21 protein-coding genes and 1 tRNA gene are annotated in these 23,336 nt (G+C 71.5%); 7 read left to right on the plus strand and 15 right to left on the minus strand.

Annotated features, from left to right (window positions below):
* Window positions 1-335: 335 nt before the first annotated feature.
* Window positions 336-1,307, minus strand: coding sequence for an ABC transporter permease (locus FV227_RS20935; RefSeq protein ID WP_147842704.1), 972 nt, complete (start codon window positions 1,305-1,307; stop codon window positions 336-338).
* A complete protein-coding gene (gene ftsE, locus FV227_RS20940; RefSeq protein WP_147729645.1) occupies window positions 1,307-2,050 on the minus strand; it encodes a cell division ATP-binding protein FtsE in 744 nt (247 codons plus the stop codon). The genes FV227_RS20935 and ftsE overlap by 1 nt, the downstream gene beginning before the upstream one ends.
* A gap of 149 nt (window positions 2,051-2,199) precedes the next feature.
* Here ftsE and FV227_RS20945 point away from each other — a divergent pair, with 149 nt between their 5' ends.
* From FV227_RS20945 to FV227_RS20955, 3 genes are all read left to right on the plus strand, one after another.
* Window positions 2,200-3,024 (plus strand): zinc-ribbon domain-containing protein, encoded by an 825-nt coding sequence (locus FV227_RS20945; RefSeq protein ID WP_147859815.1) that lies wholly within the window; start codon window positions 2,200-2,202, stop codon window positions 3,022-3,024.
* A 79-nt stretch (window positions 3,025-3,103) separates the two neighbouring features.
* Window positions 3,104-3,673 (plus strand): hypoxanthine phosphoribosyltransferase, encoded by a 570-nt coding sequence (gene hpt / locus FV227_RS20950; RefSeq protein WP_147727220.1) that lies wholly within the window; start codon window positions 3,104-3,106, stop codon window positions 3,671-3,673.
* A gap of 150 nt (window positions 3,674-3,823) precedes the next feature.
* Window positions 3,824-4,189, plus strand: coding sequence for a response regulator (locus FV227_RS20955; RefSeq protein WP_147727221.1), 366 nt, complete (start codon window positions 3,824-3,826; stop codon window positions 4,187-4,189).
* Between the two features lie 180 nt (window positions 4,190-4,369).
* On the opposite strand, the gene leuS is transcribed toward FV227_RS20955, so the two are convergent.
* The gene (leuS, locus tag FV227_RS20960) at window positions 4,370-6,970 is read right to left on the minus strand and encodes a leucine--tRNA ligase (RefSeq protein ID WP_147727222.1); all 2,601 of its coding nucleotides are present in this window, start codon (window positions 6,968-6,970) and stop codon (window positions 4,370-4,372) included.
* Between the two features lie 283 nt (window positions 6,971-7,253).
* Between leuS and FV227_RS20965 the strand changes: the two genes are divergently transcribed.
* A complete protein-coding gene (locus tag FV227_RS20965) occupies window positions 7,254-7,997 on the plus strand; it encodes a YggS family pyridoxal phosphate-dependent enzyme (RefSeq protein WP_147727223.1) in 744 nt (247 codons plus the stop codon).
* Between the two features lie 173 nt (window positions 7,998-8,170).
* On the opposite strand, the gene FV227_RS20970 is transcribed toward FV227_RS20965, so the two are convergent.
* The 4 genes from FV227_RS20970 to FV227_RS20985 all read right to left on the minus strand — a co-directional run bounded on the left by FV227_RS20970 (window position 8,171) and on the right by FV227_RS20985 (window position 12,256).
* Window positions 8,171-8,254 (minus strand) — tRNA-Tyr (locus FV227_RS20970).
* Window positions 8,255-8,334: 80 nt separating this feature from the next.
* The gene (locus FV227_RS20975) at window positions 8,335-8,664 is read right to left on the minus strand and encodes a multidrug efflux SMR transporter (RefSeq protein ID WP_147727224.1); all 330 of its coding nucleotides are present in this window, start codon (window positions 8,662-8,664) and stop codon (window positions 8,335-8,337) included.
* A gap of 38 nt (window positions 8,665-8,702) precedes the next feature.
* The gene (locus FV227_RS20980; protein ID WP_147859816.1) at window positions 8,703-10,757 is read right to left on the minus strand and encodes an ATP-binding protein; all 2,055 of its coding nucleotides are present in this window, start codon (window positions 10,755-10,757) and stop codon (window positions 8,703-8,705) included.
* Entirely contained in the window at window positions 10,754-12,256 is a 1,503-nt protein-coding gene (locus FV227_RS20985; RefSeq protein ID WP_147727226.1) for an ATPase domain-containing protein, read from the minus strand. Before FV227_RS20985 ends, FV227_RS20980 begins: the two co-directional genes overlap by 4 nt.
* A gap of 251 nt (window positions 12,257-12,507) precedes the next feature.
* On the opposite strand from FV227_RS20985, the gene FV227_RS20990 reads away from it, so the two are divergent.
* Complete coding sequence (locus tag FV227_RS20990; protein ID WP_147859817.1) at window positions 12,508-13,362, plus strand: type 1 glutamine amidotransferase; 855 nt, start codon at window positions 12,508-12,510, stop codon at window positions 13,360-13,362.
* On the opposite strand, the gene FV227_RS20995 is transcribed toward FV227_RS20990, so the two are convergent.
* Window positions 13,359-14,195 carry a transglutaminase family protein gene (locus FV227_RS20995; protein ID WP_147727239.1) on the minus strand — a complete coding sequence of 279 codons (837 nt, stop codon included), beginning with the start codon at window positions 14,193-14,195 and terminating at the stop codon, window positions 13,359-13,361. The genes FV227_RS20990 and FV227_RS20995 overlap by 4 nt on opposite strands.
* 456 nt (window positions 14,196-14,651) lie before the next feature.
* Here FV227_RS20995 and FV227_RS21000 point away from each other — a divergent pair, with 456 nt between their 5' ends.
* Both FV227_RS21000 and FV227_RS21005 read left to right on the plus strand, forming a co-directional pair.
* Window positions 14,652-17,309 (plus strand): glucosidase, encoded by a 2,658-nt coding sequence (locus tag FV227_RS21000; protein ID WP_147727240.1) that lies wholly within the window; start codon window positions 14,652-14,654, stop codon window positions 17,307-17,309.
* A 160-nt stretch (window positions 17,310-17,469) separates the two neighbouring features.
* Entirely contained in the window at window positions 17,470-18,468 is a 999-nt protein-coding gene (locus FV227_RS21005; RefSeq protein ID WP_187274891.1) for a helix-turn-helix transcriptional regulator, read from the plus strand.
* A 13-nt stretch (window positions 18,469-18,481) separates the two neighbouring features.
* Here FV227_RS21005 and FV227_RS21010 read toward each other — a convergent pair whose 3' ends face one another.
* The 7 genes from FV227_RS21010 to FV227_RS21040 all read right to left on the minus strand — a co-directional run.
* Window positions 18,482-19,486 (minus strand): MaoC family dehydratase, encoded by a 1,005-nt coding sequence (locus tag FV227_RS21010; RefSeq protein WP_147727242.1) that lies wholly within the window; start codon window positions 19,484-19,486, stop codon window positions 18,482-18,484.
* 9 nt (window positions 19,487-19,495) lie between these two features.
* Window positions 19,496-20,593: a redox-regulated ATPase YchF gene (gene ychF / locus FV227_RS21015; protein WP_147727243.1), complete on the minus strand. Its 1,098-nt coding sequence runs from the start codon at window positions 20,591-20,593 to the stop codon at window positions 19,496-19,498.
* 8 nt (window positions 20,594-20,601) lie between these two features.
* Entirely contained in the window at window positions 20,602-21,087 is a 486-nt protein-coding gene (locus FV227_RS21020; protein ID WP_187274892.1) for a PIN domain-containing protein, read from the minus strand.
* Window positions 21,077-21,310 carry a hypothetical protein gene (locus FV227_RS21025; RefSeq protein ID WP_147859820.1) on the minus strand — a complete coding sequence of 78 codons (234 nt, stop codon included), beginning with the start codon at window positions 21,308-21,310 and terminating at the stop codon, window positions 21,077-21,079. Before FV227_RS21025 ends, FV227_RS21020 begins: the two co-directional genes overlap by 11 nt.
* Before the next feature lie 47 nt (window positions 21,311-21,357).
* A complete protein-coding gene (gene pth / locus FV227_RS21030; RefSeq protein ID WP_147727246.1) occupies window positions 21,358-21,975 on the minus strand; it encodes an aminoacyl-tRNA hydrolase in 618 nt (205 codons plus the stop codon).
* Window positions 21,976-22,091: 116 nt separating this feature from the next.
* Window positions 22,092-22,784, minus strand: coding sequence for a 50S ribosomal protein L25/general stress protein Ctc (locus FV227_RS21035; RefSeq protein WP_147727247.1), 693 nt, complete (start codon window positions 22,782-22,784; stop codon window positions 22,092-22,094).
* Between the two features lie 171 nt (window positions 22,785-22,955).
* On the minus strand, window positions 22,956-23,336 hold a 381-nt coding region (locus FV227_RS21040; protein WP_147859821.1), incomplete at its 5' end, for a tetraacyldisaccharide 4'-kinase.

Raw genomic sequence — 23,336 nt, forward strand, 5'->3', positions numbered from 1 at the left:
TCACCGAGATCGCCGGCGCAGTGATCGCGCCGGGCCAGCTCGTGGTCGAGTCCGACATCAAGAAGGTGCAGCACCCCACCGGCGGGGTTGTCGGGGAGCTGCCCGTGAGCTCGGCGCCGGGGCCGGCCTGTCTCGGATCGAAGGCGCGCGCCATACGCGTGGTCATGCTCCGGGAGAATAGCGCCGATTGCGGCGGGGCGGAGGCGGCATTTGCGGACGCAAATCCTTTCCGCAGGGTTAACGCACGGCCAAGCACTTCCGATCACGGGGATTTTCGGAACCGTTCGTCTCCGATGCCCGGCGGGGCGCGGTGCCGGACCGGCCGAACGCGCGACTCAGGCCAGGAACCGCCGCACGGTCAGCCGGGAGATCACGGCGGTGACGAGCGAGGCGATGACGCCGATCGCCATCACGCTGGCATAGCCGCGCCAGCCGATGTGGAAGGCGCCGAACAAAGCCTCGACCTCGTCGCCCGCCGGCCCCGAGCGCCAGGTGCGGGCGAGCAGCCCGGCCAGCGCGAAGGCGGCGAGCGCCGCGGCCGAGCCGATGATCCCGCCGCGCAGCCCCAGCCCGAAGAAGCGGCGCTGGAAGGCGCGGGCGATGAAGTCGTCGTCGGCGCCGACGAAGTGGAGCACCTCCACCACCTCGCGGTTTCCGGCCATGGCGCCGCGGGTGGCGAACGCCACCGCGAGGCCCGTGGCGACCAGCACCAGCGCGACGATGCCGACGCCGATGCCGACGAAGGTGTTGGCCGCGGTCGAGAGCCGCTGCAGCCAGAGCGCGTGGTCGTCGAGGCTGGCGACCCCCGGCATCGCCTCGGCGAGGCCGGCGCGCAGGTGCTTGAGGTCGGGGGACTGGTCGCCGAGCTTCAGGGTGATCAGGCGCGGCACCGGCAGGTCGGAGAGGTCGAGGCCGCTGCCGAGCCAGGGCTCGAGCAGGCGCTCGGCCTCCGCCTTGGAGAACACCCGCGTCGCGGCGATGCCGGGCTCGGCCTTGGCGATGGCGTCGGCCCGGGCGATGTCGGCGTCGAGGTCGCGGCCGGGGGCCGGGCGTACCTGGATCGTCACCTCCTGCGCCACGGTGCCCTGCCACTGGCCGGCGCTCGACGCGACGATCTCGGCCGCGCCCGCGCACAGGCCCGCGAGGAAGGTGAGGATGGCGATGACGGCGGCGAGCGAGCGGCTCGCGGCCGAATCGGTCGGGACCAGGGGCGCGTTGCGCCGCAGGGTCGGGGGCAGCGCCGGATCGACCGCGGCCCTGTCCGGGGCCGTCCTGGCGGCCTGGCTGCGTTCGCGGGTCGTGTCCATCAGCCTTCGATCCGCAGGCGGCCGTCGCCAATCACCATCCGGCGGGCATCGACCGAGTCCATGATCCCGAAATCGTGGGTGGCGATGATCACCGAGGTGCCGAGCTTGTTCAGCTCGAGGAAGAGCCGCAGCAGGCGGCGCCCGAGGCTCGGGTCGACGTTGCCGGTCGGCTCGTCGGCGAGCAGCAGGTCGGGCCGGGCGATGAGCGCCCGGGCGATGGCCGCGCGCTGCTTCTCGCCGCCCGAGAGCAGCGGCGGCAGCACGTGCATGCGCTCGCCGAGGCCGACCCAGCGCAGCAGCTCAACGACCTCGGCCCGGTAGCTGGTCTCGGCCCGGCCCTGGACGCGCAGCGGCAGCGCCACGTTCTCGTAGGTCGTGAGGTGGTCGAGCAGGCGGAAATCCTGGAACACCACGCCCATGCGGCGGCGCAGGCCGGTGAGCGACGCGCTGGAGATGCCGCTGACCTCGTTGCCGAACACCGAGACCAGCCCGCGGGTCGGACGCACCGAGAGCAGGATCAGCCGCAGCAGCGTCGTCTTGCCGGCCCCCGACGGCCCGGTGAGGAACTGGAACGAGTGCGGCTGGATGCGGAAGCTCACGTCGGACAGCACCTCCGGCCCGAGGCCGTAGCGCATGCCGACGTTCTCGAACTGGACCACAGGCCCTTCCGCCCCGGAGAGCAGGCTTTTCGTCGTCGCCGTTTCGCGCAAGGGCCCGTTCGCTCCCGTTCCGTCCCGGTCCATGCCGTCCGCACCGGGATGACCGCCGCGCATGGCCATTTCAAGCCGGCTCCCGGCGGTTTCACCGGAGCTTAACCCTAACCGAAGACGATCGCCCAAGGGTTTTCGCCGCAGGTCCCGCCCGGCTGCCCCCGCCAACGAGCGTGCCGCGTATGCTGATCGTCTGCCCGACCTGCGCCAGCGAATATCGCATCGAGACCGCCCGCGTCGGCACCGAGGGGCGTTCGGTGCGCTGCGCCGCCTGCCGCGAGACCTGGTTCGTGTCGCCGGCCGAGGTGATCGCCGCCCACGAGGCCGAGCTGCAGGCCGCCAGCCCCGGCGCCGACGAGACGGTCTCCGAGGATGCCTGGGCCGAGGCCTCCGCCGCGGTGCGCAGCGCCGCGACGGCCGACACCATCGACAACGTCCCCGCACCGCCGCGAGGCACGCGGGCGAAGAAGGCCAAGCTCGGCTACAAGCCGCTCGGCCGGAACCAGGGCAAGGGCGGGATCGCCGGGCTGTCGCCGGCCCTGGCCGCCTGCCTCGTGGTTTTGGCCGCGATCCCGCTCGCCTGCCTCGCCCGCGTGCCGGTGGTGCAGGCGCTGCCGCAGGCGGCCGGGCTGTTCGCCCGCATCGGCCTGCCGGTGAACCTGCGCGGCCTCGAGATCCGGGACGTCGCCGCGGTCCGCACCCCGGCCGACGGCGAGAAGCCGGCCGAGCTCGCGGTCGAGGGCGACCTCGTCGGCATCGCCCGCGGCGGGGTGCTGGTGCCGCCGATCAGCGTCGTGATGCGCGACGCCGCCGCGGGCGTCGTGAGGACCTACACCATCGCCCCGCCGCGCAGCCGGCTGGCGCAGGGCGAGACCGCGCGATTCGCCGGCCGGTTTTCCGATCCGCCCGAGCACGGCCGCGGCATCGAGGTCCGGTTCTCGGATGCGGGCAAGCCGGAGTCGGGCAGGCCGGAGACGGCCAGACCCGAGACGGCGAAAGCGGAGTAGGTCGCGGGCGACCGCGCCGCCGTCGATTTTCCGCCGGCGGGCCGTGGCCGGACGGCGCCGGAATAGGGTATGGAGGCGCATGACCACGCCCTCCCGACGCGTCCGCGTCCTCTTCGACGAAGCCACCATCGCCACGCGCAACGAGGCGTTGGCCCGCGAGATCAAGGCGGCCGCCCCGCAGAACCTGCTCGTGGTGGCGGTGCTGAAGGGCAGCTTCATGTTCGCCGCCGACCTGCTGCGGGCCCTGCACCGGGTCGGGCTGTCGCCGCAGGTCGAGTTCGTGCACCTGTCGAGCTACCGCACCGGCACGATCTCCTCCGGCCAGGTCGAGATCCTGCGCGACGTCCAGAGCGAGGTGCGCGGCCGCGACGTGCTGCTCGTCGACGACATCCTCGAATCCGGCCGCACGGTGGTCTTCGCCAAGGACCTGCTGATGGCCCGCGGCGCCTCGCGCGTCCTCACCGCGGTGCTGCTCGAGAAGCCGGGCAAGCGCGCGGTGCAGATCGACGCCGACTTCGTTGGCTTCACCTGCCCCGACGCCTTCGTCGTCGGCTACGGCATGGATGCGGCCCACGCCTTCCGCCAGCTCCCCTTCGTCGGCGTCGTCGACTACGACAGCCAAGATCCGGACCTGTTCGGCGGGGCCTGAACCGCGTTTCGGGACGCGGCATTTTCGCAACCCTCCGGCACTTCCAGGCTTTTCGTCCTCAAATGTCTTGACAGGACGGCCGATGTTTAGACGATCTCTAGACGTGTCCGGGCCGGCCGGCCTTCCCTCGGTGGATCAAATACAGGCGACATGGCGCGCATCCTTCTGGTGGATGACGAAGAGACGGTTCGCGGCTTCCTCAAGCGAGGCCTCGAGATCGACGGCCATGCCGTGGTCACGGCGATCGACGGCAGCGACGGCCTCGACCGGCTGAACGAATCCGACGGCGCCTTCGACCTGATGCTCACCGACATCCGCATGCCGCTGATGGACGGCATCGCGCTGGCGCTCGCGGCCAAGCGCGACTTCCCCGACCTGACAATCCTGCTGATGACCGGCTTCGCCGACCAGCGCGAGCGCGCGCGCGGCCTCGACGCCATCGTCACCGACGTGCTGACGAAGCCGTTCTCGCTGGCGGACCTGCGCGCCACGGTGAGCCGGGCGCTCGCGGCCTGAGGGGCAGCCGGCGAGGCCTTGCGTCGATCCCTCCCCGTCATTCCGGGGCTGCGAAGCAGAGCCCGGAATCCAGAACCGCTGATCGTGCCTCGATCACCCGTCCCGGCGGCTCTGGATTCCGGGCTCGCCTGCGGCGCCCCGGAATGACGGAGCGCGTTGAGGGGCCGACGGTGGGATCCCTCACACCACCAGGTTCACGATCCGCCCGGGCACGACGATGACCTTGCGGGGCGTCCGGCCTTCGAGGGCGCGCCGCACCGCCTCGTCGGCGAGCACCAGGGCCTCGACAGCCGCCGCGTCGGCGTCGCGCGGGACGGTGACGTCGGCGCGCTTCTTGCCGTTGACCTGCACCGGGAGAGCGACCGTATCCTCGACCAGCAAAGCGGGGTCGAAGCCGGGCCACGGCGCCTGCGCGACCAGCCCGTCGCGGCCGAGCACCGCCCAGCAGCTCTCGGCCAGGTGCGGCATCATCGGCGCGATCAGCTGGACCAGGATGCCGGCGGCCTCGCGGCCGGCCGCCGCCGAGGCGCCGCCGCGGAACGCGTCCTCGAGGGCGTTGGCGAGGGTGTAGACGTGGGCGACGCAGCGGTTGAAGCGCAGGCGCTCCACGTCCTCGCCGAAGGCGGCGAGCGCCTTGTGCGCGGCCTTGCGCAAGGCCGCGTCGCCGCCGCCCGATCCGGTGGCCGAGACGGCGGCGTTCACCAGCCGCCACACCCGCTGCACGAAGCGGGCGGCGCCCTGCACGCCCTCCTCCGTCCAGATCACGTCGCGCTCCGGCGGCGAATCCGAGAGCATGAACCAGCGCGCGGTGTCGGCGCCGAAGGAGGCGATGATGTCGTCGGGGTCGACGACGTTCTTCTTCGACTTCGACATCTTCTCGATCGGGCCGATCGCGATGGGCGCCGAGGTTTTCACGTGGAACCCGCGTCGCTCGCCGTCTTCGGTCGAGAACCGCACCTCCGCCGGCGGCACCCAAGCGCCGGCCGCGTCCTTGTAGGTCTCGTGGACGACCATGCCCTGGGTGAACAGGCCGGCGAACGGCTCCGAGACGCCGGACCAGCCGGTCGCCTGCATCGCCCGCATGAAGAAGCGCGCGTAGAGCAGGTGCAGGATCGCGTGCTCGATGCCGCCGATATACTGGTCGACGGCGAGCCAGCGGTTCACCGCCGCCGGGTCGGTCGGCCGGTCGGCGAGCCACGGCGCGGTGAACCGGGCGTAGTACCAGGACGAGTCGACGAAGGTGTCCATCGTGTCGGTCTCGCGCCGCGCCGCCGCGCCGCAGGACGGGCACGGCACGGTGCGCCAGGCGTGGTCGCGCTCCAGCGGGTTGCCGGGCTGGTCGAACGAGACCTCCTCGGGCAGCCTCACCGGCAGGTCGGCGACCGGCACCGGCACGGGGCCGCAGGCCTCGCAGTGGATGATCGGGATCGGGCAGCCCCAGTAGCGCTGGCGCGACACGCCCCAGTCGCGCAGGCGGAACTGCACCTTGCGGGCTGCGACCGGCCGGCCGGAGAGGACCTCCGCCTCCAGGCGGTTCGCCACCGCCTCGAAGGCCTCGCCCGTCGTCATGCCGTCGAGGTAGCGCGAGTTGATCATCCGCCCGTCGCCGTCGAAGGCGGTGTCGGTGATGACGAAGCTGTCCTGATCCTGGTCCTCGGGGCAGACCACGGGGGTGTTGCCGAGGCCGTACTTGTTGGCGAAGTCGAGATCGCGCTGGTCGTGCGCCGGGCAGCCGAAGACGGCGCCGGTGCCGTACTCCATCAGCACGAAGTTCGCGACGTAGACCGGCAGCGTCCAGGACGGGTCGAGCGGATGGCGCACGGTGAGCCCGGTGTCGAAGCCGAGCTTCTCCGCCGTGTCGATCGCCGCCTGCGCCGTGCCCATGCGCCGGCATTCGTCGACGAAGGCCTGCAGCGCCGGGTTCGCGCCGGACAGGGCCGCCGCCACGGGATGGTCGGCGGCGATCGCCAGGAAGCGCGCGCCGAACAGGGTGTCGGGCCGGGTGGTGTAGACCTCGATCGCCTCGCCGACCCCCTCGACCGCCGTCGCGAGGGCGAACCGGACCTGCAACCCCTGCGAGCGCCCGATCCAGTTCCGCTGCATCAGCCGGACCTTCTCCGGCCAGCGCTCGAGACCGTCGAGCGCGTCGTAGAGATCCTGCGCGAAGTCGCTGATCTTGAAGAACCACTGCGTCAGCTCGCGCTGCTCGACCGGCGCACCCGAGCGCCAGCCGCGCCCGTCGATCACCTGCTCGTTGGCGAGCACGGTGTGGTCGACCGGGTCCCAGTTCACCTTGGCGGTGCGGCGCGTAACCAGCCCCTTGCCGAGGAAGTCGAGGAACATGCGCTGCTGGTGCTTGTAGTAGTCCGGATCGCAGGTCGCGATCTCGCGGCTCCAATCGAGCGACAGGCCCATGGATTGCAGCTGCCCGCGCATCGTCGCGATGTTGGCGTAGGTCCAGTCCCGCGGGTTGGTCTTCCGCTCGATCGCGGCGTTCTCGGCCGGCAGCCCGAAGGCGTCCCAGCCCATCGGGTGCAGCACCGCGAACCCCTTTGCCCGCTTGTAGCGCGCCACCACGTCGCCCATCGCGTAGTTGCGCACGTGGCCCATGTGGATGCGCCCCGACGGATAGGGGAACATCTCCAGCACGTAGTATTTCGGGCGGGCGTCGGCGTTGTCGGTCTCGAACAGCCGCGCCTGCGCCCAGGCCTCCTGCCAGCGCGGCTCGGAATCCTTGGCGTTGTAGCGCTCGAGGGTCTGGTGGCTGGGAGGATGGGTCATGGCGTCGTCGAAAACCGGGATCGGGCGGGGCGGACCGGGGAAGCGGCGGCGTTAGCACATTCGCGGCGGGCTCGGCCAACGGATCTGCCGGCGTGGCAATCGAGGCCGATCCATCGGCGCGTGATCCCTGTGGCGGATGCAAGCACAGATGGCTTTGCGCCGGGCGCGCGATCCCGGCATTGAGGTGCAGAATCGCCCTCACCCGCGCGGCGGCGTTGGACAGCGCCGCGGGCCCGCCCACCTTTCCCCGGCGATGGCCGGACGACCCGCCCAAAGGACTTCAATGACCGACACGCCGATCGATACGCCCCCGACCTCGGAGCCGCCGATCTCCGGCAAACCGCCCGTCGGCGAGGCCGACGTCGCCGCGGGCCTCGCCGAGGTGCTGGCCGGGATCGCCCGGGCGAGCGAGGATTGCGCGCGGGATCCCGCCGGCATCCGCCTCATCGCGGTCTCGAAGACCGTGCCGACCGAGGGCATCCTGCCGGCCCTCGAAGCCGGCCAGCGCCTGTTCGGCGAGAACTACGTGCAGGAATCGCGCGCCAAGTGGCCCGCGCTCAAGGACCGCTACCCGGACGTGGAACTCCACCTCGTCGGGCCGCTGCAATCGAACAAGGCGCGCGAGGCGGTCGAGCTGTTCGACGTGATCCATTCGCTGGACCGGCTGTCCCTGGCCGCGGCGCTGGCCAAGGAGATCGCCCGCACGGGGCGCACGCCGAAGCTGCTGATCCAGGTCAACACCGGGGACGAGCCGCAGAAGGGCGGCGTCTCGCCCGACGCCCTCGACGTGCTGCTCGCCGAATGCGTCGGCACCCACGGGCTGGCGATCCAGGGGCTGATGTGCGTGCCGCCGGTGGAGGACCCGCCCTCGGCCCACTTCGCTTTGCTCGCCGCGCTCGCCCGGCGGCACAACCTGCCGATCCTCTCGATGGGCATGAGCGCCGATTACCCGGCCGCGATCCAGATGGGCGCGACCCATGTCCGGGTCGGCACGTCGATCTTCGGGGCGCGGACGCGGAAGGCCTGATCCGCGCCGGGCCGTCGCCGGCAACGACGACGGAAGGTTGCCTTGGGCGAGCTGGCGGACCCTGCGGTCGCAGGGCGAAATCCGCCGCCGTCACGGACCGCCCGGAGGCTCGCCCGGCGCGGCAAGGCCCGTGCGAAGCAGGGCGATGCCGGTGATGATCGCAAGGAAGGACGTGGTGGGGGAAGTAGGACTCGAACCTACGAAGCTTACGCAGCGGATTTACAGTCCGCCCCCTTTGCCGCTCGGGACATTCCCCCAAAGGACAGCCCATCGGGCTGCGCGGGGCCCTTATGGTGAGGGGGGGGCGGCGTGTCAACCGTGCCGCGCGGCCGGGGGCTCAGTGCCCGGCGGTGCTCGAGAAGCCGTTGATCACCACCACGCCGGCGACGATCAGGCCGAGGCCGATCAGGGCCGGGGCGTCGAGGCCCTGGCGGAACATCAGCCAGCCGACGAGCGAGATCAGGACGATGCCGACGCCCGACCAGACCGCGTAGGCGACCCCCATCGGGATCGTCCGCAGGGTGAGCGCGAGGAAGAAGAACGCGACCCCGTAGCCCGCGACCGTGATCAGCAGCGGCACCGGCCGCGAGAACCCGGCGGAGGCCTTCAGCGCGCTGGTGCCGATCACCTCGGCGACGATCGCGATCGCCAGATAGATCCAGTTCACGGCCGCTGCACTCCTGGTTCGTCGGATCGGCGGCCCATTCAGGCGTCGTCGGCCCCGAGGACGAGGCGGAGCGACCGGGCGAGCTCGTCGCGGCGATAGGGCTTGTTGAGCACCGGGAGCTCGCCGCGGCCGATGACCTGGCCCTCGTCGAGGTCAGCGACGTAGCCCGAGGTGAGCAGGACCTTGAGGCCGGGCCGCAGGCGCTGCGCCTCGGCGGCGAGCTGCGAGCCGTTCATGCCGCCGGGCATCATCACGTCCGAGAACAGGATGTCGATGCGCTGGACGTCCTTGAGATGGGCCAGCGCCTCAGCCGCGTTGCGCGCGACGACGACCTTGTAGCGCAGCTCCTCCAGGCTCTCGACGGCCATGGTGAGGACCTGCTCGTCGTCCTCGACGAGCAGCACGGTCTCGCCCTCGCCGGCGCGGCGCAGCGGCAGCACGCCGCGCTCGCCCATGCCCGTCTCCTCGCCGGCGGGGTCGGCCGAGCGCGGGAAGCGCAAGCGGAAGGTGGTGCCGCGCCCGACCTCGGACTCGATCGCGACGAAGCCCTTGGCGCTGCGGGTGAAGCCGTAGACCTGGCTCAGGCCGAGGCCGGTGCCCTTGCCGACCTCCTTGGTGGTGAAGAACGGCTCGAACACCCGCGCCATCAGGTCCGGCGCGATGCCGCTGCCGGTGTCGGACACCGCGATCTCGACATAGGCGCCCGGCGGCACCCCCTTGTCGGCGACGGCCGCGGTGTCGAGCCGGACGTTGCGGCTGCGGACCTCGATCCGGGCGCTGCCGGTTCCCGCCTCCATCGCGTCGCGGGCGTTGACGACGAGGTTGAGGATCGCCGCCTCGAACTGGGCGGGGTCGACGCGGATCGGGTCGAGGGCGGGGTCGAGGTCGAAGGCGAGCTCGATCGCGGCGCCGGCGGCGCGCTCGGCCAGCGGCCGGAAGTCGATGAGCAGGCGGTTCGGGTTCAGCGTCTGCGGCCGCAGCATCTGCCGGCGCGAGAAGGCGAGGAGCTGCTGCGTCAGCTGTTCGCCGCGCCGGGCCGCCGTCATCGCGGCGTCGGCGAGGCGCTTGACCCGCTCGACGTTGTCGGGCTTGCGCAGGACCATGTCGAGGCCGCCGACGATGACCGTCAAGAGGTTGTTGAAGTCGTGTGCGACGCCGCCGGTGAGCTGGCCGATCGCCTCCATCTTCTGCACCTGGCGCAGCGCCTCCTCGGTGTTGCGCTGGTCGGAGCGGTCGAGGACGATGCCGGCCATGCGGACCGGCGTGCCGTCGGCGCGGTATTCCGCCCGGCCCTTGGCCGCGATCCAGCGCACGGCCCCGTCGGGGCGCACGATCCGGTATTCGATGTCGAGCGTCCCCGCCCGCGCCGCCTGCGCGAAGGCCGCCGTCACCGCCTCCCGATCCTCCGGGTGGACGTGGGCGAGGAAGGTCTGCCGGCCCCAATGCGGGAGCGGCGCGTCGTAGCCGAAGATCGCGTCGTGGCGGGCCGACCGACGGGCGGTGTCGGTGAGGAGGTCGAGGTCCCAGGTTCCCATGCCGGCGGAATCGAGGGCGAAGGCCAGGGTCTCGCGGGCGGCCTCGACCTCGCGGGTGCGCTCGGCGACCCGCCGCTCCAGGGTCTCGTTGGCGACGCGCAGGCGCTCCTGGTCCTGTTCGCGCTCGCGGATGTGCCCGCGCGCCTGGTACTGGCGCCGCCGCACCCGCAGCGCCGAGGCGACGGCGCTGATCAGGGTCTCGGCGTTGATCGGGCGCTCCAGCAGCACGACGTTGCCGAGGCGCTCCACCATGGCCGCCCCCCGCGCCGGGCGGCGCCCCGCCTGGCGCGTCGCCAGCATGATGAACGGGAAGTCCGACCAGGACGGCTGGCGATCGATCCAGGCCGCGAGGGCGTCCGGGTCGACCTCGGCCAGCGCCTCCTCGGTGACGATCGCCGAGCCGGCCGAGGCCTCGAGGCCGGCGAGCCACGCGGCCCCGTCGGCGCAGACCGTGGCGGCGGTGCCGGACTTGGCCAGCAGCTGCTCCATCACCACCGCGTCGCGTCCGCGCGGCGCCAGGATGAGGACGCGGGTCTCGTCGGGGCCGGGCCGGCTCATTCCGCCGTGTCGCTGCGCAGCATCGCGACCTTGCCGCCGTAGGCGGGCAGGCCCGAGAGCACGCCCTCGAAGTCGGTCAGCGTCTCCCCAACCTGGATCCCGTTGCGGGAGAGCCTCAGCTCGCGGATCGTGCGCTCGTGCGCGTTGACCCGGCTCTTGACCGCCGAGAGCGCGGTTCGGACCTCGCCCTTGGCCTCGAAGTAGCGGAACAGGAGGATGCCGTCGCTGAGATAGCTCAGGTCGATGTCGGAGCGGACCTCGCCGATGACGCCGTGCTGCCCGAGAACCAGCAGGGTCGTGACGCCCTTCTGGTTCAGGTAGGTCAGCAGCTCGTGCATCTGCAGGATCAGGAACTGCTCGCCCGGCATCGCGTGGATGTAGGCGTTGAGGCTGTCGACGACGACGCAGGACGCGCCGTCCCGCTCCACCGCCTCGCGGACGCGGCAGGCGAACTCGCCCGGCGCCAGCTCGGCCGGATCGATCTGCGCGATGCTGAGGTCGCCGTCGGCGATGTGCGGCTGCAGGTCCATCCCGAGGATGGCCGCGCGCGCCAGCAGGGTCGCCCGGCCCTCGTCGAACAGGAAGTAGGTGGCCTTCTCGCCCCGCTCCAGGGCCGCCAGCATGCAGCGCACCGCGGTCGTGGTCTTGCCGGCCCCGGACGGCCCGAGCAGCAGCGTGTTGGTGCCGCGCACCAGCCCGCCGCCGAGCAGGAGGTCGAGGCCCGGCGCGCCGGTCGTGACGGTCACCGGCGCGAAGTCGGCGTGGTGCTCGGCGGCGATCAGGCTCGGGAACACCTCGATCCCGCCGGTCTCGAGGACGAAGTCGTGGTACCCGCCCCGCGCCTTCACGCCGCGCATCTTCAGGACGCGGAGGCGGCGCCGTCCCGCGCCGAACTCGCGCGGGGTGTGCTCCAGGAGCAGGACGCCGTGCGCGATGCTGTGGAGCTGCACGTCGGTGGTGCCGTCGTCGAGCAGGAACACCGTGCAGCCCCGCGCCGCGAAGAGCTGCTTCAGCGCCAGGATCTGGCGGCGGTAGCGCAGCGGGTTCTGGGCGAGCAGCCGCAATTCGGACAGGCTGTCGAACACCACGCGGTTCGGCTGCAGCGCGTCCACCCGCTCGATGACTTCGCGGACGGTCTCGCCGAGCTCCACCTCGGAGGGGTGCAGGATCGACTGCTCGCTCTCGGGGTCGAGGCCGAGCTCGTTGACGAGCTCGTAGAGCTCGACGCCGTCGAGCGACCAGCCATGCGACGCCGCCGAGGCCCGCAGCTCCTCGGCGCTCTCCGACAGGGTGACGTAGAGGCTCTTCTCGCCGTGCGCGACGCCGTCGAGCAGGAACTGCAGGGCGAGCGTGGTCTTGCCGGCGCCGGGCGTGCCCTCGAGCAGGTAGAGCCGCCCCTTGGTCAGGCCGCCGGACAGGACGTCGTCGAGCCCGGCGATCCCAGTCGACAGGGTGTCCCGGACGTAGGGTGCGACGCGCGGTGTCTGATCAGTCGTCATCGTCATCACGCAGGGTGGATCGGGCGCTCGGCCGGCGGCCCCTGAGGGAGTGCTTTGCCTCAGGAACGGCCCTGCCTCAACGCGGCAGCCGTCGATAGGTCCCGAGCCCCTCGGATGGCGGGCACCGCGGCGATCGTCCGGACCGGCGCCGGATCACGCCCGGCGTCGCGGCTGCACCTATGCCGCAGCACCATCGGGCGGCGCCGGACGTTGCCCGTGACCGGATCCCGACGATCTCCCGCAAGGCCCCCATGCTTCGACTGCTCATCGCGGACGGCAACACGCGCGACGACCGCGCCCAGCACGTCGCGGTCACCGGCCGCACCTCGGCCGAATCCTACGCCGACGTCGTCCACGCCTATCGCCCGGAGGCGCAATGCCGGCTGCTCAGCCCGGCCGACGCCGACGCCGCCCTGCCCGACGGCGCGGCGCTTACCGCCTACGACGGCGTGATCTTCACCGGCTCGCCCCTGAAGGTCGGCGAGCGCAGCCCGGCGGTGACGCGCCAGTGCGACCTGATGCGCGCGGCTCTGGAGGCCGGGCTGCCGGTGTTCGGCTCGTGCTGGGGGACGCAACTGGCCGCGGTCGTCGCCGGCGGCGACGTCGGCCCCAATCCGCGCGGGCCGGAATACGGCTTCGCCCGCCGCATCACGGCGACGGCGGAAGGCCGCGGCCACCCGCTGCTGTCGGGCCGGGGCGCGGCCTGGGACGCGCCGGCGATCCATTCGGACGCGGTGATCGCGCCGCCGCCGGGCGCGCGAGTGCTGGCCGGGAACGCGCTGCTCGAGGTGCAGGCGATCGAGATCCCGCACGGCGGCGGCCTGTTCTGGGGCACGCAGTACCACCCCGAGCTCGACTTCGACGAGCTCGCGGCGATGCTGCGGGTCAGCGCCGCGGACGTGGTCGAGGCCGGCCTCGCGCCCGATGCCGCCGCGGTCTCGGCCTATGCCGCGGAGATCGCCGCGCTCCACGCGGGCGGCGCGGCGGCCGGCCCGCTCGCCTGGCGGCACGGGCTCGGCGCCGACGTCCTGGAGCCGGACCAGAGACGCCGCGAGATCGGCAATTTCCTCGACCGGCTGGTCGAGACGGGTGCCGGCGCGCCTTAGGCCGCCTCGGCCATGGCGCCCGCGTCCGGCGACACCTCGTCGGTGTGCACGTCGAACTGCATCAGGTAGGCGGTGCCGAAGCTGGTGGTGAGCGCGCAGTCCGTCGCGTCGCGCCCGCGCGCCATGACGATGCGGGCGATGCGCGGCGTGTTGTGGCGGGCGTCGAACGTGTACCAGCGATCGCCGAGATAGATCTCGAACCAGGCCGAGAAATCCATCGGCGCCGGGTCCTTCGGCACGCCGATGTCGCCGAGATAGCCGGTGGCGTAGCGGGCCGGGATGTTCATGCAGCGGCACAGCGCGATCGCCAGGTGGGCGAAGTCGCGGCAGACGCCGACGCGCTGGACGTAGCCGTCATGGGCGGTGCGGGTGTTGTCGGCCAGCTGGTAGTCGAACCGCAGGTGGTTGTGGACGAAGTCGACGATCGCCTGCACGCGGGCCCAGCCCTCCGGCGTCGCGCCGAACAGCGACCAAGCGGTGGCAGAGAGCTTGTCGGTGTCGCAGTAGCGCGAGCCGAGGAGGAACGGCAGCACGTCGTCGGGCAGGTCCTGCACCTGGTGCTGGCGGGCCTGCGGCGCGAACGCGTCGGGCTCGCCGGAATCGCCGATGGTGAAGTCGGCCGACATGGTGATCCGGCCGCCCGGCGCGACGATGCGGGTGCAGACGTTGCCGAAGGCGTCGACGTGCTGCGTCGCCGGCACCGGCGGATCGAAGGCGATGACCTCGGGCGTGACGAGGTCGGCCCGGCGCTCCGGCCGCACGTTCAGCAGCAGGTTCATCGGGGTCGGGCCGAAGGTGTTGAAGGCGATGGTGAAACCGGTCTGGACGAGCATCGTAGATCCGTGGAAGCCGCGCGTGGTGTCGCAGGTAGGGTCGCAGGTAGCCGTTGAACACCGAGCCGATACGCGAGGTTCCGCAGATCAGGCGTGCTTCCGGCGCAGGTTCTGCCCAGATTAAAGGCAGTCTTCATCGCTCGAGCCGCCGACGTTGCTGCCGGTCGACAGACCTCGTCATCCGCAGACGAAGGTGTCGGCCCGGGCTCGAGCCTCGGCACGGGTCCGATCCGGCCGGCCCACGCGCCGAAGCTCCGGACGCCCGGGACGCGCGGTCGGCCCGATTTCCGTGCCGGCCCGCCGACTGGCTCTGATGATGCATCCGGGGCGGGGCATCGACCCATCGGCCCCTCGGGATGTCATGACCGTTCCTCCGCATTCCCCCAGGCCCGTCGGGGCGATCCTTCGCGGCGCCGGGGCCGACGCCCGCCCCGCGCCGGGCTGCGGGTCCAGCGCATGAGCGAGGCGATCGCCTGGGCGGAGCGCCGCCGCATCGCCGAGCAGGCGCGCGGCGAGCGGGCGTGGTCGCTGTGGGGGCCGTATCTCAGCGAGCGGCAATGGGGCACCGTGCGCGAGGATTACAGCCGCGACGGCAACGCGTGGCGCTCGCTCACCCACGAGGAGGCCCGCTCGCGCGCCTACCGCTGGGGCGAGGACGGGCTCGCGGGGATCTGCGACGAGCGCGGGCAGCTCTGCCTCGGGCTCGCCCTGTGGAACGGGCGCGACCGCATCCTGAAGGAACGCCTGTTCGGCCTGACCAACGAGGAGGGCAACCACGGCGAGGACGTCAAGGAGATCTACCACTACCTCGACGCGGTCCCGAGCCACGCCTACCTGAAGTTCCTCTACCGCTATCCGCAAGGGGCCTACCCCTACGAGGACCTCGTGCGCGAGGGGCTGCAGCGCAGCCGCGAGGTGCCGGAATACGAGATCGAGGAGACCGGCCTGTTCGAGGGGTCGCGCTTCTTCGACGTGACGGTGGAATACGCCAAGTCGGACGTCGACGACGTCCACGCCACGATCACCGCGACGAACCGCGGCGCGGACGCCGCCGACCTCCACCTCGTGCCGCAGCTCTGGTTCCGCAACACCTGGTCGTGGCGGAACGACGGTGCGTTGCCGCGGCCCCGGATCGCGCGCCATCCGGAGGGCGGCATCGCCTGCGAGCACCCGCGGCTCGGGCGCTACCGGCTGGCCTTCGAGGGCGAGCCCGAGGTGCTGTTCTGCGAGAACGACACCAACTTACGCCGGCACGCCGGCCAGCCGGAGGCCGAGGGCCCGTTCAAGGACGGGCTCCACGCCGCGATCGTCGAGGGCGACGCCGCGGCGGTCCGCCGCGACGCCGGGACCAAGCTCGGCCTGCACTACGCGCTTCGCCTCGCGCCCGGCGAGACCCGGCGGGTGCGCCTGCGGCTCTCCGCCGGGACGCGGACGCGCCCGATCGACGCCGACGACGCCGTGCGCGACCGCCGCATCGCCGAGGCGGACGCGTTCTACGACGACCTGCAGGACGGGATCGCGGATGCGGACGCGCGCGCGATCTTCCGGCAGGCCTCCGCCGGGTTGATCTGGTCGAAGCAGCTCTACGCCTACGACGTGCGGCGCTGGCTGCAGGGCGACCCGCTCCAGCCGGTGCCGCCGCGGGAGCGCGACGGCGGCCGCAACACGCAGTGGCGCCACTTCGCCGCCTCCGACGTGCTCTCGATGCCCGACAAGTGGGAATATCCGTGGTTCGCCGCCTGGGACCTCGCCTTCCACTGCCTGCCGCTGGCGCTGCTCGACCCGGACTTCGCCAAGAAGCAGCTCCTGCTGCTGACCCGCGAATGGTACATGCACCCCAACGGCCAGCTCCCGGCCTACGAGTGGGAGTTCTCCGACACCAACCCGCCGGTCCACGCCTGGGCGACCTACCGGGTGTTCGAGATCGACCGCGACCGGCGCGGCGGCCGCGGCGACCTCGCCTTCCTCGAAGGCGTCTTCCACAAGCTGCTGATCAACTTCACCTGGTGGGTGAACCGCAAGGATGCCGGCGGCCGCAACGTCTTCCAGGGCGGCTTCCTCGGGCTCGACAACGTCGGCGTGTTCGACCGCTCGCGCCCGCCGCCGGGCTTCGGCATGGTGCACCAGGCCGACGGCACCGCCTGGATGGCGATGTACGCGCTCAACATGATGCGCATCGCCCTCGAGCTCGCGCTCCACAACGACGTCTACGAGAGCACCGCCTCGAAGTTCTTCGAGCACTTCCTCCTCATCGCCGAGGCGATGACCGACATGGGCGGCGAGGGCTTCGGCCTCTGGGACGAGGAGGACGCGTTCTACTACGACGAGGTCGACATGCCCGGCGGCGGGATGCTGCCGCTGCGCGTGCGCTCGATGGTCGGGCTCGTGCCGCTGTTCGCGGTGGAGGTGATCGAGCCCTTCGTGCTCCAGCGCCTGCCGGACTTCGCCCGGCGCCTCAACTGGCTCCTGGAGAACCGCCCGCACCTCGCCTGCCTGGTCTCGCGCTGGGACGAGGGCGGCGTCGGCGACCGAAAGCTGCTTTCGCTGCTGCGCGGCCACCGGATGAAGGCGCTGCTGCGGCGCATGCTCGACGAGGCCGAGTTCCTCTCGCCCTTCGGCGTACGCTCGCTCTCCAAGGCGCACCGCGACCAGCCCTACGTGCTCAACGAGTTCGGCGCCTCCTTCACGGTGCGCTACGACCCGGCCGATTCGACCTCGAACATGTTCGGCGGCAACTCGAACTGGCGCGGGCCGGTGTGGATGCCGACGAACTACCTGATCATCGAGGCGCTGCGCCGCTTCCACTCCTATTACGGCACCGACTTCCTGGTGGAGTTCCCGACCGGCTCGGGCGCGATGTGCACGCTGGCCGCCATCGCCGACGCCCTGCAGGAGCGCCTGATCGGCCTGTTCGCCAAGGACGCGGAGGGCCGCCGCCCGGTCCACGGTGCGCGCGCGCCGATCCCGTCAGCCGAGGGCGCCGAGGAGGCGCTGCTGTTTCACGAGTTCTTCGACGGCGACACCGGCCGCGGTCTCGGCGCCTCGCACCAGACCGGCTGGACCGCGCTGATCGTCAACCTGCTGCACCACCGGGCGCAGCGCGGGGGTGCCTAGGGCATCGTCCAGCGGGGCGGGTCCCGGCGGGGCTTTCGCACGGTGCGCTCCGCCCGGGATCCCTGCGTGGACGCCCGCGATTGGCGGACGCGGCCGCGGGATGTCATCATGGGCGACGCGATCGGGACAGGTTCGCAGGCACGGGCTTCACGTTGACGGGATGACGGGTCAGGCTTCGAACCACCGCGCCGCGTGGCTTCCGCAGAACGGATTCGCCGCCCGCATCGCTTCCGCGCGCCAGCTTCAGAGCTTCAACGGCCTGAGCAGCTTCGCGATCAACTTCGACGTGCTCCGCTCGGTCAAGCCCGACATCCAGATGATCGGCAGCAAGAGCAGCACCCTGTGCTTGTGGGAAACCCGTTCGTCCAGCGGCTTCATCAGCAAGCCCAGGGTCGATTCCGACATGATGACGGTCCGGTTCATCGCGAACGGGCACATCACCTACCGCAATCATGCGGGCAGGACGCGCGGCACGCCGAAACATGCGACCCTCGTCGGCTTCGAGGAGGTCGGCGAGATCCAGGCCTCGCAGGCCTTCAACGCGATCAACGGCACGATCACGTTCGAAGCGCTCGCGGCCGCCAACGCCGCGCTGACGGGCGGACAGCACGGCGTGCCGTCCTTCGAGCCGATCGCCGATGTCTCGACGCCGGGCATGATCGCGCTGTTCCACATGATGCAGCAGGTGCAGCGCCGCGGGCAGGCGTCGGATCGCGGCGGCGACATCGCGTTTCCGCTGATCCAGGAGATCCTCAGCTATCAGCTGCTGTCCGTCTGGCCGAAGCGCACGCGCGTGGCACCGGCCCCGGCGACGGACGCCTCCGCGTCGCGCTTCGGCATCGCTCTCGAGTTCATCGAGGCGAACCTCTCGCGGCCCATGACCCTGTCGCTCATCGCGACGGCGGCCGGGCTCAGCGTCCGCTCCCTCCAGAGCCAGTTCCGTCAACGGATGGGGCAGACGGCGATCGCGTTCATCACCGAGCGGCGGCTCGCGCGCACCCACAAGGACCTGACCTCCGCCTTCGATCCCGAGATCACGATCGCGGAGATCGCCCGGCGGTGGGGCTTCGTGCACATGAGCGACTTCGGGCAACGCTACAGGCGTGCCTATGGGCGCACGCCCTCCGAGGCACGGCGCGATGCCGGCCCGCGGGGCTGACCCCGCGTCCGCCTCACGGCGCCCACTGCCAGAACACCGAGCTTTTGAACGAGAACACCGTCTCGCCGCGCTGGTTGACGCCGACGTTGTCGGCGAAGGCGAGGCCCCAGCCGGGGCGGGAGGCGGAGGCGCGCTTGTCGGTGAGCATCGTGGCGTAGCGCACGGTGTCGCCGGCATAGACGGGCTTCAGCCAGCGCATGTCGCGGAAACCCGGCGACGGGCCGGTGGTCGGCGCCTGCCCGCGGGCGGCGGTGTGGGCGTGGTCGCGGGCGCGGGTCGCGAGCAGCCGCTTCATGTAGGCCGCGGCCGTGTGCCAGCCCGAGGCGCACAGCCCGCCGAAATGCGTCGCCTTGGCGGCCTCGGGATCGGTGTGGAACACCTGCGGGTCGTAGGCGCGGCCGAAGGCCAGGATCGCCTCGGCCGGGAAGGCGTAGGCGCCGAGATCGCGGGTCGCGCCGATCGCCGCGTCCTTCAGGAACGGCAGGATCTCGGCGTCGTCCGGCTCGACCACCGCGGGCGGGACGCCGGTCTCGACGATCCGCGGCGGCGCCGGCTCGGCCCCGCGCCGGGCGAGCATCACGGTGAAGGCCTGGGTCATCACCGCCTCGCCGCGGCCGTTCTCCAGGGTGAGCAGGCAGGCGGCGAAGCCCCGGTCGGGCTTCGAGGCCGAGGCGCGGGTCTCGTCGACGCGCAGGGTGGCGGAGAGCGTATCGCCCGGCAGCACCGGCTTCAGCCAGCGCAGCTCGGCGATGCCGGGCGATCCGAGCGAGGAGTGCCCGCCCATCGGCCCGGCCTGCAGCAGCCGCATGCCGAGGGAGGCCGTGTGCCAGCCCGACGCGATCAGCCGCCCGGCGAAGGTCGTCTCCGCGAGCCGCTCGTCGAGATGGAACGGCTGCGCATCGAACGCGCGGGCGAAGGCGACAATGTCGTCGCGGCTCACCGTCAGCGGCGCGCCGGTGCGGACCTGGCCGGCGGCGAAATCCTCGAAGTGGAGGCCGGACGTGTCGGGGCCGGGCATGGGCGCGCCTCAGTTGGCGAAGCGGAAATGCAGCACGTCGCCGTCCTGCACGAGGTACTCCTTGCCCTCGAGGCGGAGCTTGCCGGCGTCCCGCGCGCCGGACTCGCCCTTCAGCGCGGTGTAGTCGGAGAACGCGATGGTCTCGGCGCGGATGAAGCCCTTCTCGAAGTCGGTGTGGATTACGCCGGCCGCCGCGGGCGCGCGGGTGCCCTTGGTGATCGTCCAGGCGCGGGCCTCCTTCGGGCCGACGGTGAAGTAGGTGATCAGCCCGAGCAGGTCGTAGCCGGCGCGGATCACCCGGTTCAGGCCGGGCTCGGCCAGCCCCACCGCCTCGAGGTAGTCGCCCTGGTCGGCGGCCGGCATCACCGCGATCTCGCTCTCGATCTTGGCCGAGACCACCACCGCCTGGGCGCCCTCCGCCGCCGCGCGCTCCTGCACCGCCTTCGAATAGGCGTTGCCCTTGTCGGCGTCGCCCTCGTCGACGTTGCAGACGTAGAGCACGGGCTTGGCCGTCATCAGGCCGAGCTGCTGGAACAGGCGCTCCTCCTCGGGCTTGCGCGCGACCATGCGGGCGGGCTTGCCCTCGCGCAGGTACGGCAGGGCGCGGTTGACGAGGTCCAGGAATTCCTTGGCCTCCTTGTCGGCGCCGCGGGCCCGCTTCTCCAGGGCGAAGACGCGCTTCTCCAGGCTGTCGAGGTCGGCCAGCATCAGCTCGGTCTCGATCGTCTCGATGTCGGCGCCCGGGTCGACCTTGCCCTCGACATGGGTGACGTCGCCGTCGTCGAAGCAGCGCACCACGTGGGCGATCGCGTCGCATTCGCGGATGTTGGCGAGGAACTGGTTGCCGAGCCCTTCGCCCTTCGAGGCGCCGCGCACGAGGCCGGCGATGTCGACGAAGGTCAGCCGCGTCGGGATGATCTCCTTCGAGGCGGCGATCTTCGCCAGGTCGTCGAGCCGCGGGTCGGGCACCGCCACGTCGCCGACGTTGGGCTCGATGGTGCAGAACGGATAGTTGGCGGCCTGCGCCGCCGCCGTCTGCGTCAGCGCGTTGAAGAGGGTCGACTTGCCGACGTTCGGCAGGCCGACGATGCCGCATTTGAAGCCCATGATATTCCTCAAGAGTCCATCAGGATCGTCTCGGGTGAAACCCGGAACGGATTGATGATTGTCGTTCCCTCGACCTCGCGGCCGTGTTGATAATCCTCGGAGAGCAGGAACCGGCAACCCGATCGGATCGCCGCCCCGAGGATCACGCAGTCCCACCATTGAAAACCGGTCCGCTCGCGCAACGACCATGCATCGGCGATCAGATCGAGATCCGTCGCACCGGAGGACCAGCCTTCCAGCGCGAGCATCGTACGGCGCGCCTCCTCCGGCGCGATTCGAAGCTTTCCCCGCAGGAGGACGGCGTGAATCTCACCGAGAACCTGCGGACCGACGACGATCGAACCTCGTTTCGCCAACGCCGCGAGCCAGCGCAAGGCTTCGGCCTGCTTCTCCGGAAATCGGTCGTCCCGGGCATACAGGAACACGTTCGTGTCGACGAACACGCGCGGGTCGACGATCGCGGATCCGGCAGAGAAGGCCGGATCACTCGTCACGATAGCGCTCGTTCCTCGGCGGCGCCTTCCCGTTCTCGTCCAGAACGCGGAGCGGCGGCCCGGCGAGGAACCGCTCCAAAGCCTCCGTCTGGGTCGTCGGATGCCCGATCCGACGTTCGACGGTCTCGCTGATGAACTTCGACAGGCTCTTGCCCTCCGTCGCGGCGGCGATCCGCGCGCGACGGAGCACCGCCTCGTCCATCGTCACGGTCACGTTCTTCATCGGACGGCCTCCAACGGCCTTCGATATCGTGTCCTCGTGTTTTCGTGTCAATTCTTGGCGGCCTTCTCGCCGGGCCGCTTCACGTCGGCCCAGCCGCGGCCGACCATGGCGAGGTGGACCTTATTCTGGAAGCTCTCGTTCTCGTTGGCCGCCAGCAGGGCCACCTCGTCGGCGATCGCCCGGCACAGGTCCTCGACCCACGGCTCCTCGGACTTCGCGAAGTCGTTGAGCACGTAGGCGTGCACCAGGGCCTTGTCGCCGGGATGGCCGATGCCGAGGCGCACCCGGCGATAGTCGTTGCCGCACTGGGCGGTGATCGAGCGCAGGCCGTTGTGCCCGGCATTCCCGCCGCCGAGCTTCACCCGGATCTTGGCCGCGGCCAGATCGAGCTCGTCGTGCAGGACGATCACGTCCGACAGCGCGATCTTGTAGAAGCGCTGCGCCTCCGAGACCGAGCGGCCGGACTCGTTCATGAAGGTCTGCGGCTTCAGCAGGATCGCGCGCTCGACCCCGAACGACACCTCGGCCGCCTCCCCCTGGAAGCGGCGCCGGAACGGGCTCGCCCGGTGGACCCGGGCGATCTCGTCCACCGCGAGGAACCCGATGTTGTGACGGTTGCGGGCGTAGGCTTTGCCCGGATTGCCCAGGCCCACGATGAGCCGCATGACGACTGTCTCCGACCTTCCCGAAACGACGATGCCCCGGCCTCGCGGCCGGGGCATCGTCTCGAAGCCGCGCCGCCGCGGGGCGGCGGCGCGGGAGGATCGCGCCCGCGAAGGGCTCAGTCCTCCTTCTTCTCCTCGGTGGCCTCGGCCTCTTCGGCCTCGGCTTCGACCTTCTCGGCCTCGGCTTCCGCCGACTGCGCCTCGGCGATCGCGGCCTCCTCGGCCTCGACCTCGGCGCCGAGCACGGTCGGCGGCACGACGTTGGCGATCGGGTCGGCGGCCTCGCCGGTGTAGGTGACGCCGGCCGGCAGGGTGACGTCGGAGACGTGGATCACGTCGCCGATCTGGCGGCCGGTGAGGTCGATCTCGATCCCGTCGGGGATCTGGTCGGGGGCGACCTCGACGGCCAGGGTGTGCAGCGAGATGTTGAGCGTGCCGCCCTGCTGCTTGATGCCGGGGGCCGCGTCCTCGTTGTGGAAGTGCACCGGCACCTCGACGGTGACGGTCTGGCCGGCGACGACGCGCAGGAAGTCGACGTGCATCGGCACGCCGCTGACCGGGTCGAGCTGGAAGTCGCGCGGGATCGCGCGGGTCTTCTTGCCGCCGGCGTTGATCTCGAACAGCGTGGTCTTGAAGCCGCCGGCGTAGATCAGGGTGCGGGTGCGGATGAGGTCGATGGCGATCGACTGCGGCGGCTGGCCGCCACCGTACACGACGGCGGGAACCTGGCCCTGGCGACGAACGGCCCGGGCGGCCCCCTTGCCGACCCGGTCGCGTGCCACGGCCTCAAGCGTCTTGACTGCGCTCATGGCGTGATCCTTCGATTGATGAATGGTCGGGGAAACGACGAAGGCCGCCCGAGACGGACGGCCGAACCGAAACCCCACGCGCCCGTGCCTCCAAGGGTGTCTGGCGGGCGTGGAGCGCCTATAGCGGGGTTGGGCCCCGATGGCAACGCGGAGGGCGGATCGTCCGGCGGCTCACGGCCCGATCCGGAGCCCGGCCAGCACCCGCGCCCGCACGCCGTCCGGATCGGCGAAGGCCAGGCGCACCGGCAGCACCCGCACCCGCGCGGCGAAGGCTTCGGGCAGGCGGACGTGGTCCTTCTCGGTGGTGGCCAATTCCGCGCCGAGGCGGCCGGCCTCCGCTGCGAGCCGCGCGAGGTCGGCGTCGCGGTAGGGATGGTGGTCGGGGAAGCTGCGGGTCGCGGCGATCTCGGCGCCGGCCTCGCGCAGCGACGCGAAGACCTTCTCGGGACGGCCGATGCCGGCGAAGGCCAGCACGCGGCGGCCGGCGACCGCGGCGCCCTCGGGGACCAGCCGGGCGCGAAGGACCGGCAGGCCGCGCGCCAGGGCCTGCGC

It is taken from the genome of Methylobacterium sp. WL119 (assembly GCF_008039875.1).
Taxonomy (GTDB): Bacteria; Pseudomonadota; Alphaproteobacteria; order Rhizobiales; family Beijerinckiaceae; genus Methylobacterium.

What these genes read in the sequence shown, in the direction of transcription:
- FV227_RS20935 (WP_147842704.1), bottom strand. Translation starts at nt 1,307, where the DNA reads ATGGACACGACCCGCGAACGCAGCCAGGCCGCCAGGACGGCCCCGGAC.
- ftsE (WP_147729645.1), bottom strand. Translation starts at nt 2,050, where the DNA reads ATGGACCGGGACGGAACGGGAGCGAACGGGCCCTTGCGCGAAACGGCG.
- FV227_RS20945 (WP_147859815.1), top strand. Translation starts at nt 2,200, where the DNA reads ATGCTGATCGTCTGCCCGACCTGCGCCAGCGAATATCGCATCGAGACC.
- hpt (WP_147727220.1), top strand. Translation starts at nt 3,104, where the DNA reads ATGACCACGCCCTCCCGACGCGTCCGCGTCCTCTTCGACGAAGCCACC.
- FV227_RS20955 (WP_147727221.1), top strand. Translation starts at nt 3,824, where the DNA reads ATGGCGCGCATCCTTCTGGTGGATGACGAAGAGACGGTTCGCGGCTTC.
- leuS (WP_147727222.1), bottom strand. Translation starts at nt 6,970, where the DNA reads ATGACCCATCCTCCCAGCCACCAGACCCTCGAGCGCTACAACGCCAAG.
- FV227_RS20965 (WP_147727223.1), top strand. Translation starts at nt 7,254, where the DNA reads ATGACCGACACGCCGATCGATACGCCCCCGACCTCGGAGCCGCCGATC.
- FV227_RS20980 (WP_147859816.1), bottom strand. Translation starts at nt 10,757, where the DNA reads ATGAGCCGGCCCGGCCCCGACGAGACCCGCGTCCTCATCCTGGCGCCG.
- FV227_RS20985 (WP_147727226.1), bottom strand. Translation starts at nt 12,256, where the DNA reads ATGACGACTGATCAGACACCGCGCGTCGCACCCTACGTCCGGGACACC.
- FV227_RS20990 (WP_147859817.1), top strand. Translation starts at nt 12,508, where the DNA reads ATGCTTCGACTGCTCATCGCGGACGGCAACACGCGCGACGACCGCGCC.
- FV227_RS20995 (WP_147727239.1), bottom strand. Translation starts at nt 14,195, where the DNA reads ATGCTCGTCCAGACCGGTTTCACCATCGCCTTCAACACCTTCGGCCCG.
- FV227_RS21000 (WP_147727240.1), top strand. Translation starts at nt 14,652, where the DNA reads ATGAGCGAGGCGATCGCCTGGGCGGAGCGCCGCCGCATCGCCGAGCAG.
- FV227_RS21005 (WP_187274891.1), top strand. Translation starts at nt 17,470, where the DNA reads ATGACGGGTCAGGCTTCGAACCACCGCGCCGCGTGGCTTCCGCAGAAC.
- FV227_RS21010 (WP_147727242.1), bottom strand. Translation starts at nt 19,486, where the DNA reads ATGCCCGGCCCCGACACGTCCGGCCTCCACTTCGAGGATTTCGCCGCC.
- ychF (WP_147727243.1), bottom strand. Translation starts at nt 20,593, where the DNA reads ATGGGCTTCAAATGCGGCATCGTCGGCCTGCCGAACGTCGGCAAGTCG.
- FV227_RS21025 (WP_147859820.1), bottom strand. Translation starts at nt 21,310, where the DNA reads ATGAAGAACGTGACCGTGACGATGGACGAGGCGGTGCTCCGTCGCGCG.
- pth (WP_147727246.1), bottom strand. Translation starts at nt 21,975, where the DNA reads ATGCGGCTCATCGTGGGCCTGGGCAATCCGGGCAAAGCCTACGCCCGC.
- FV227_RS21035 (WP_147727247.1), bottom strand. Translation starts at nt 22,784, where the DNA reads ATGAGCGCAGTCAAGACGCTTGAGGCCGTGGCACGCGACCGGGTCGGC.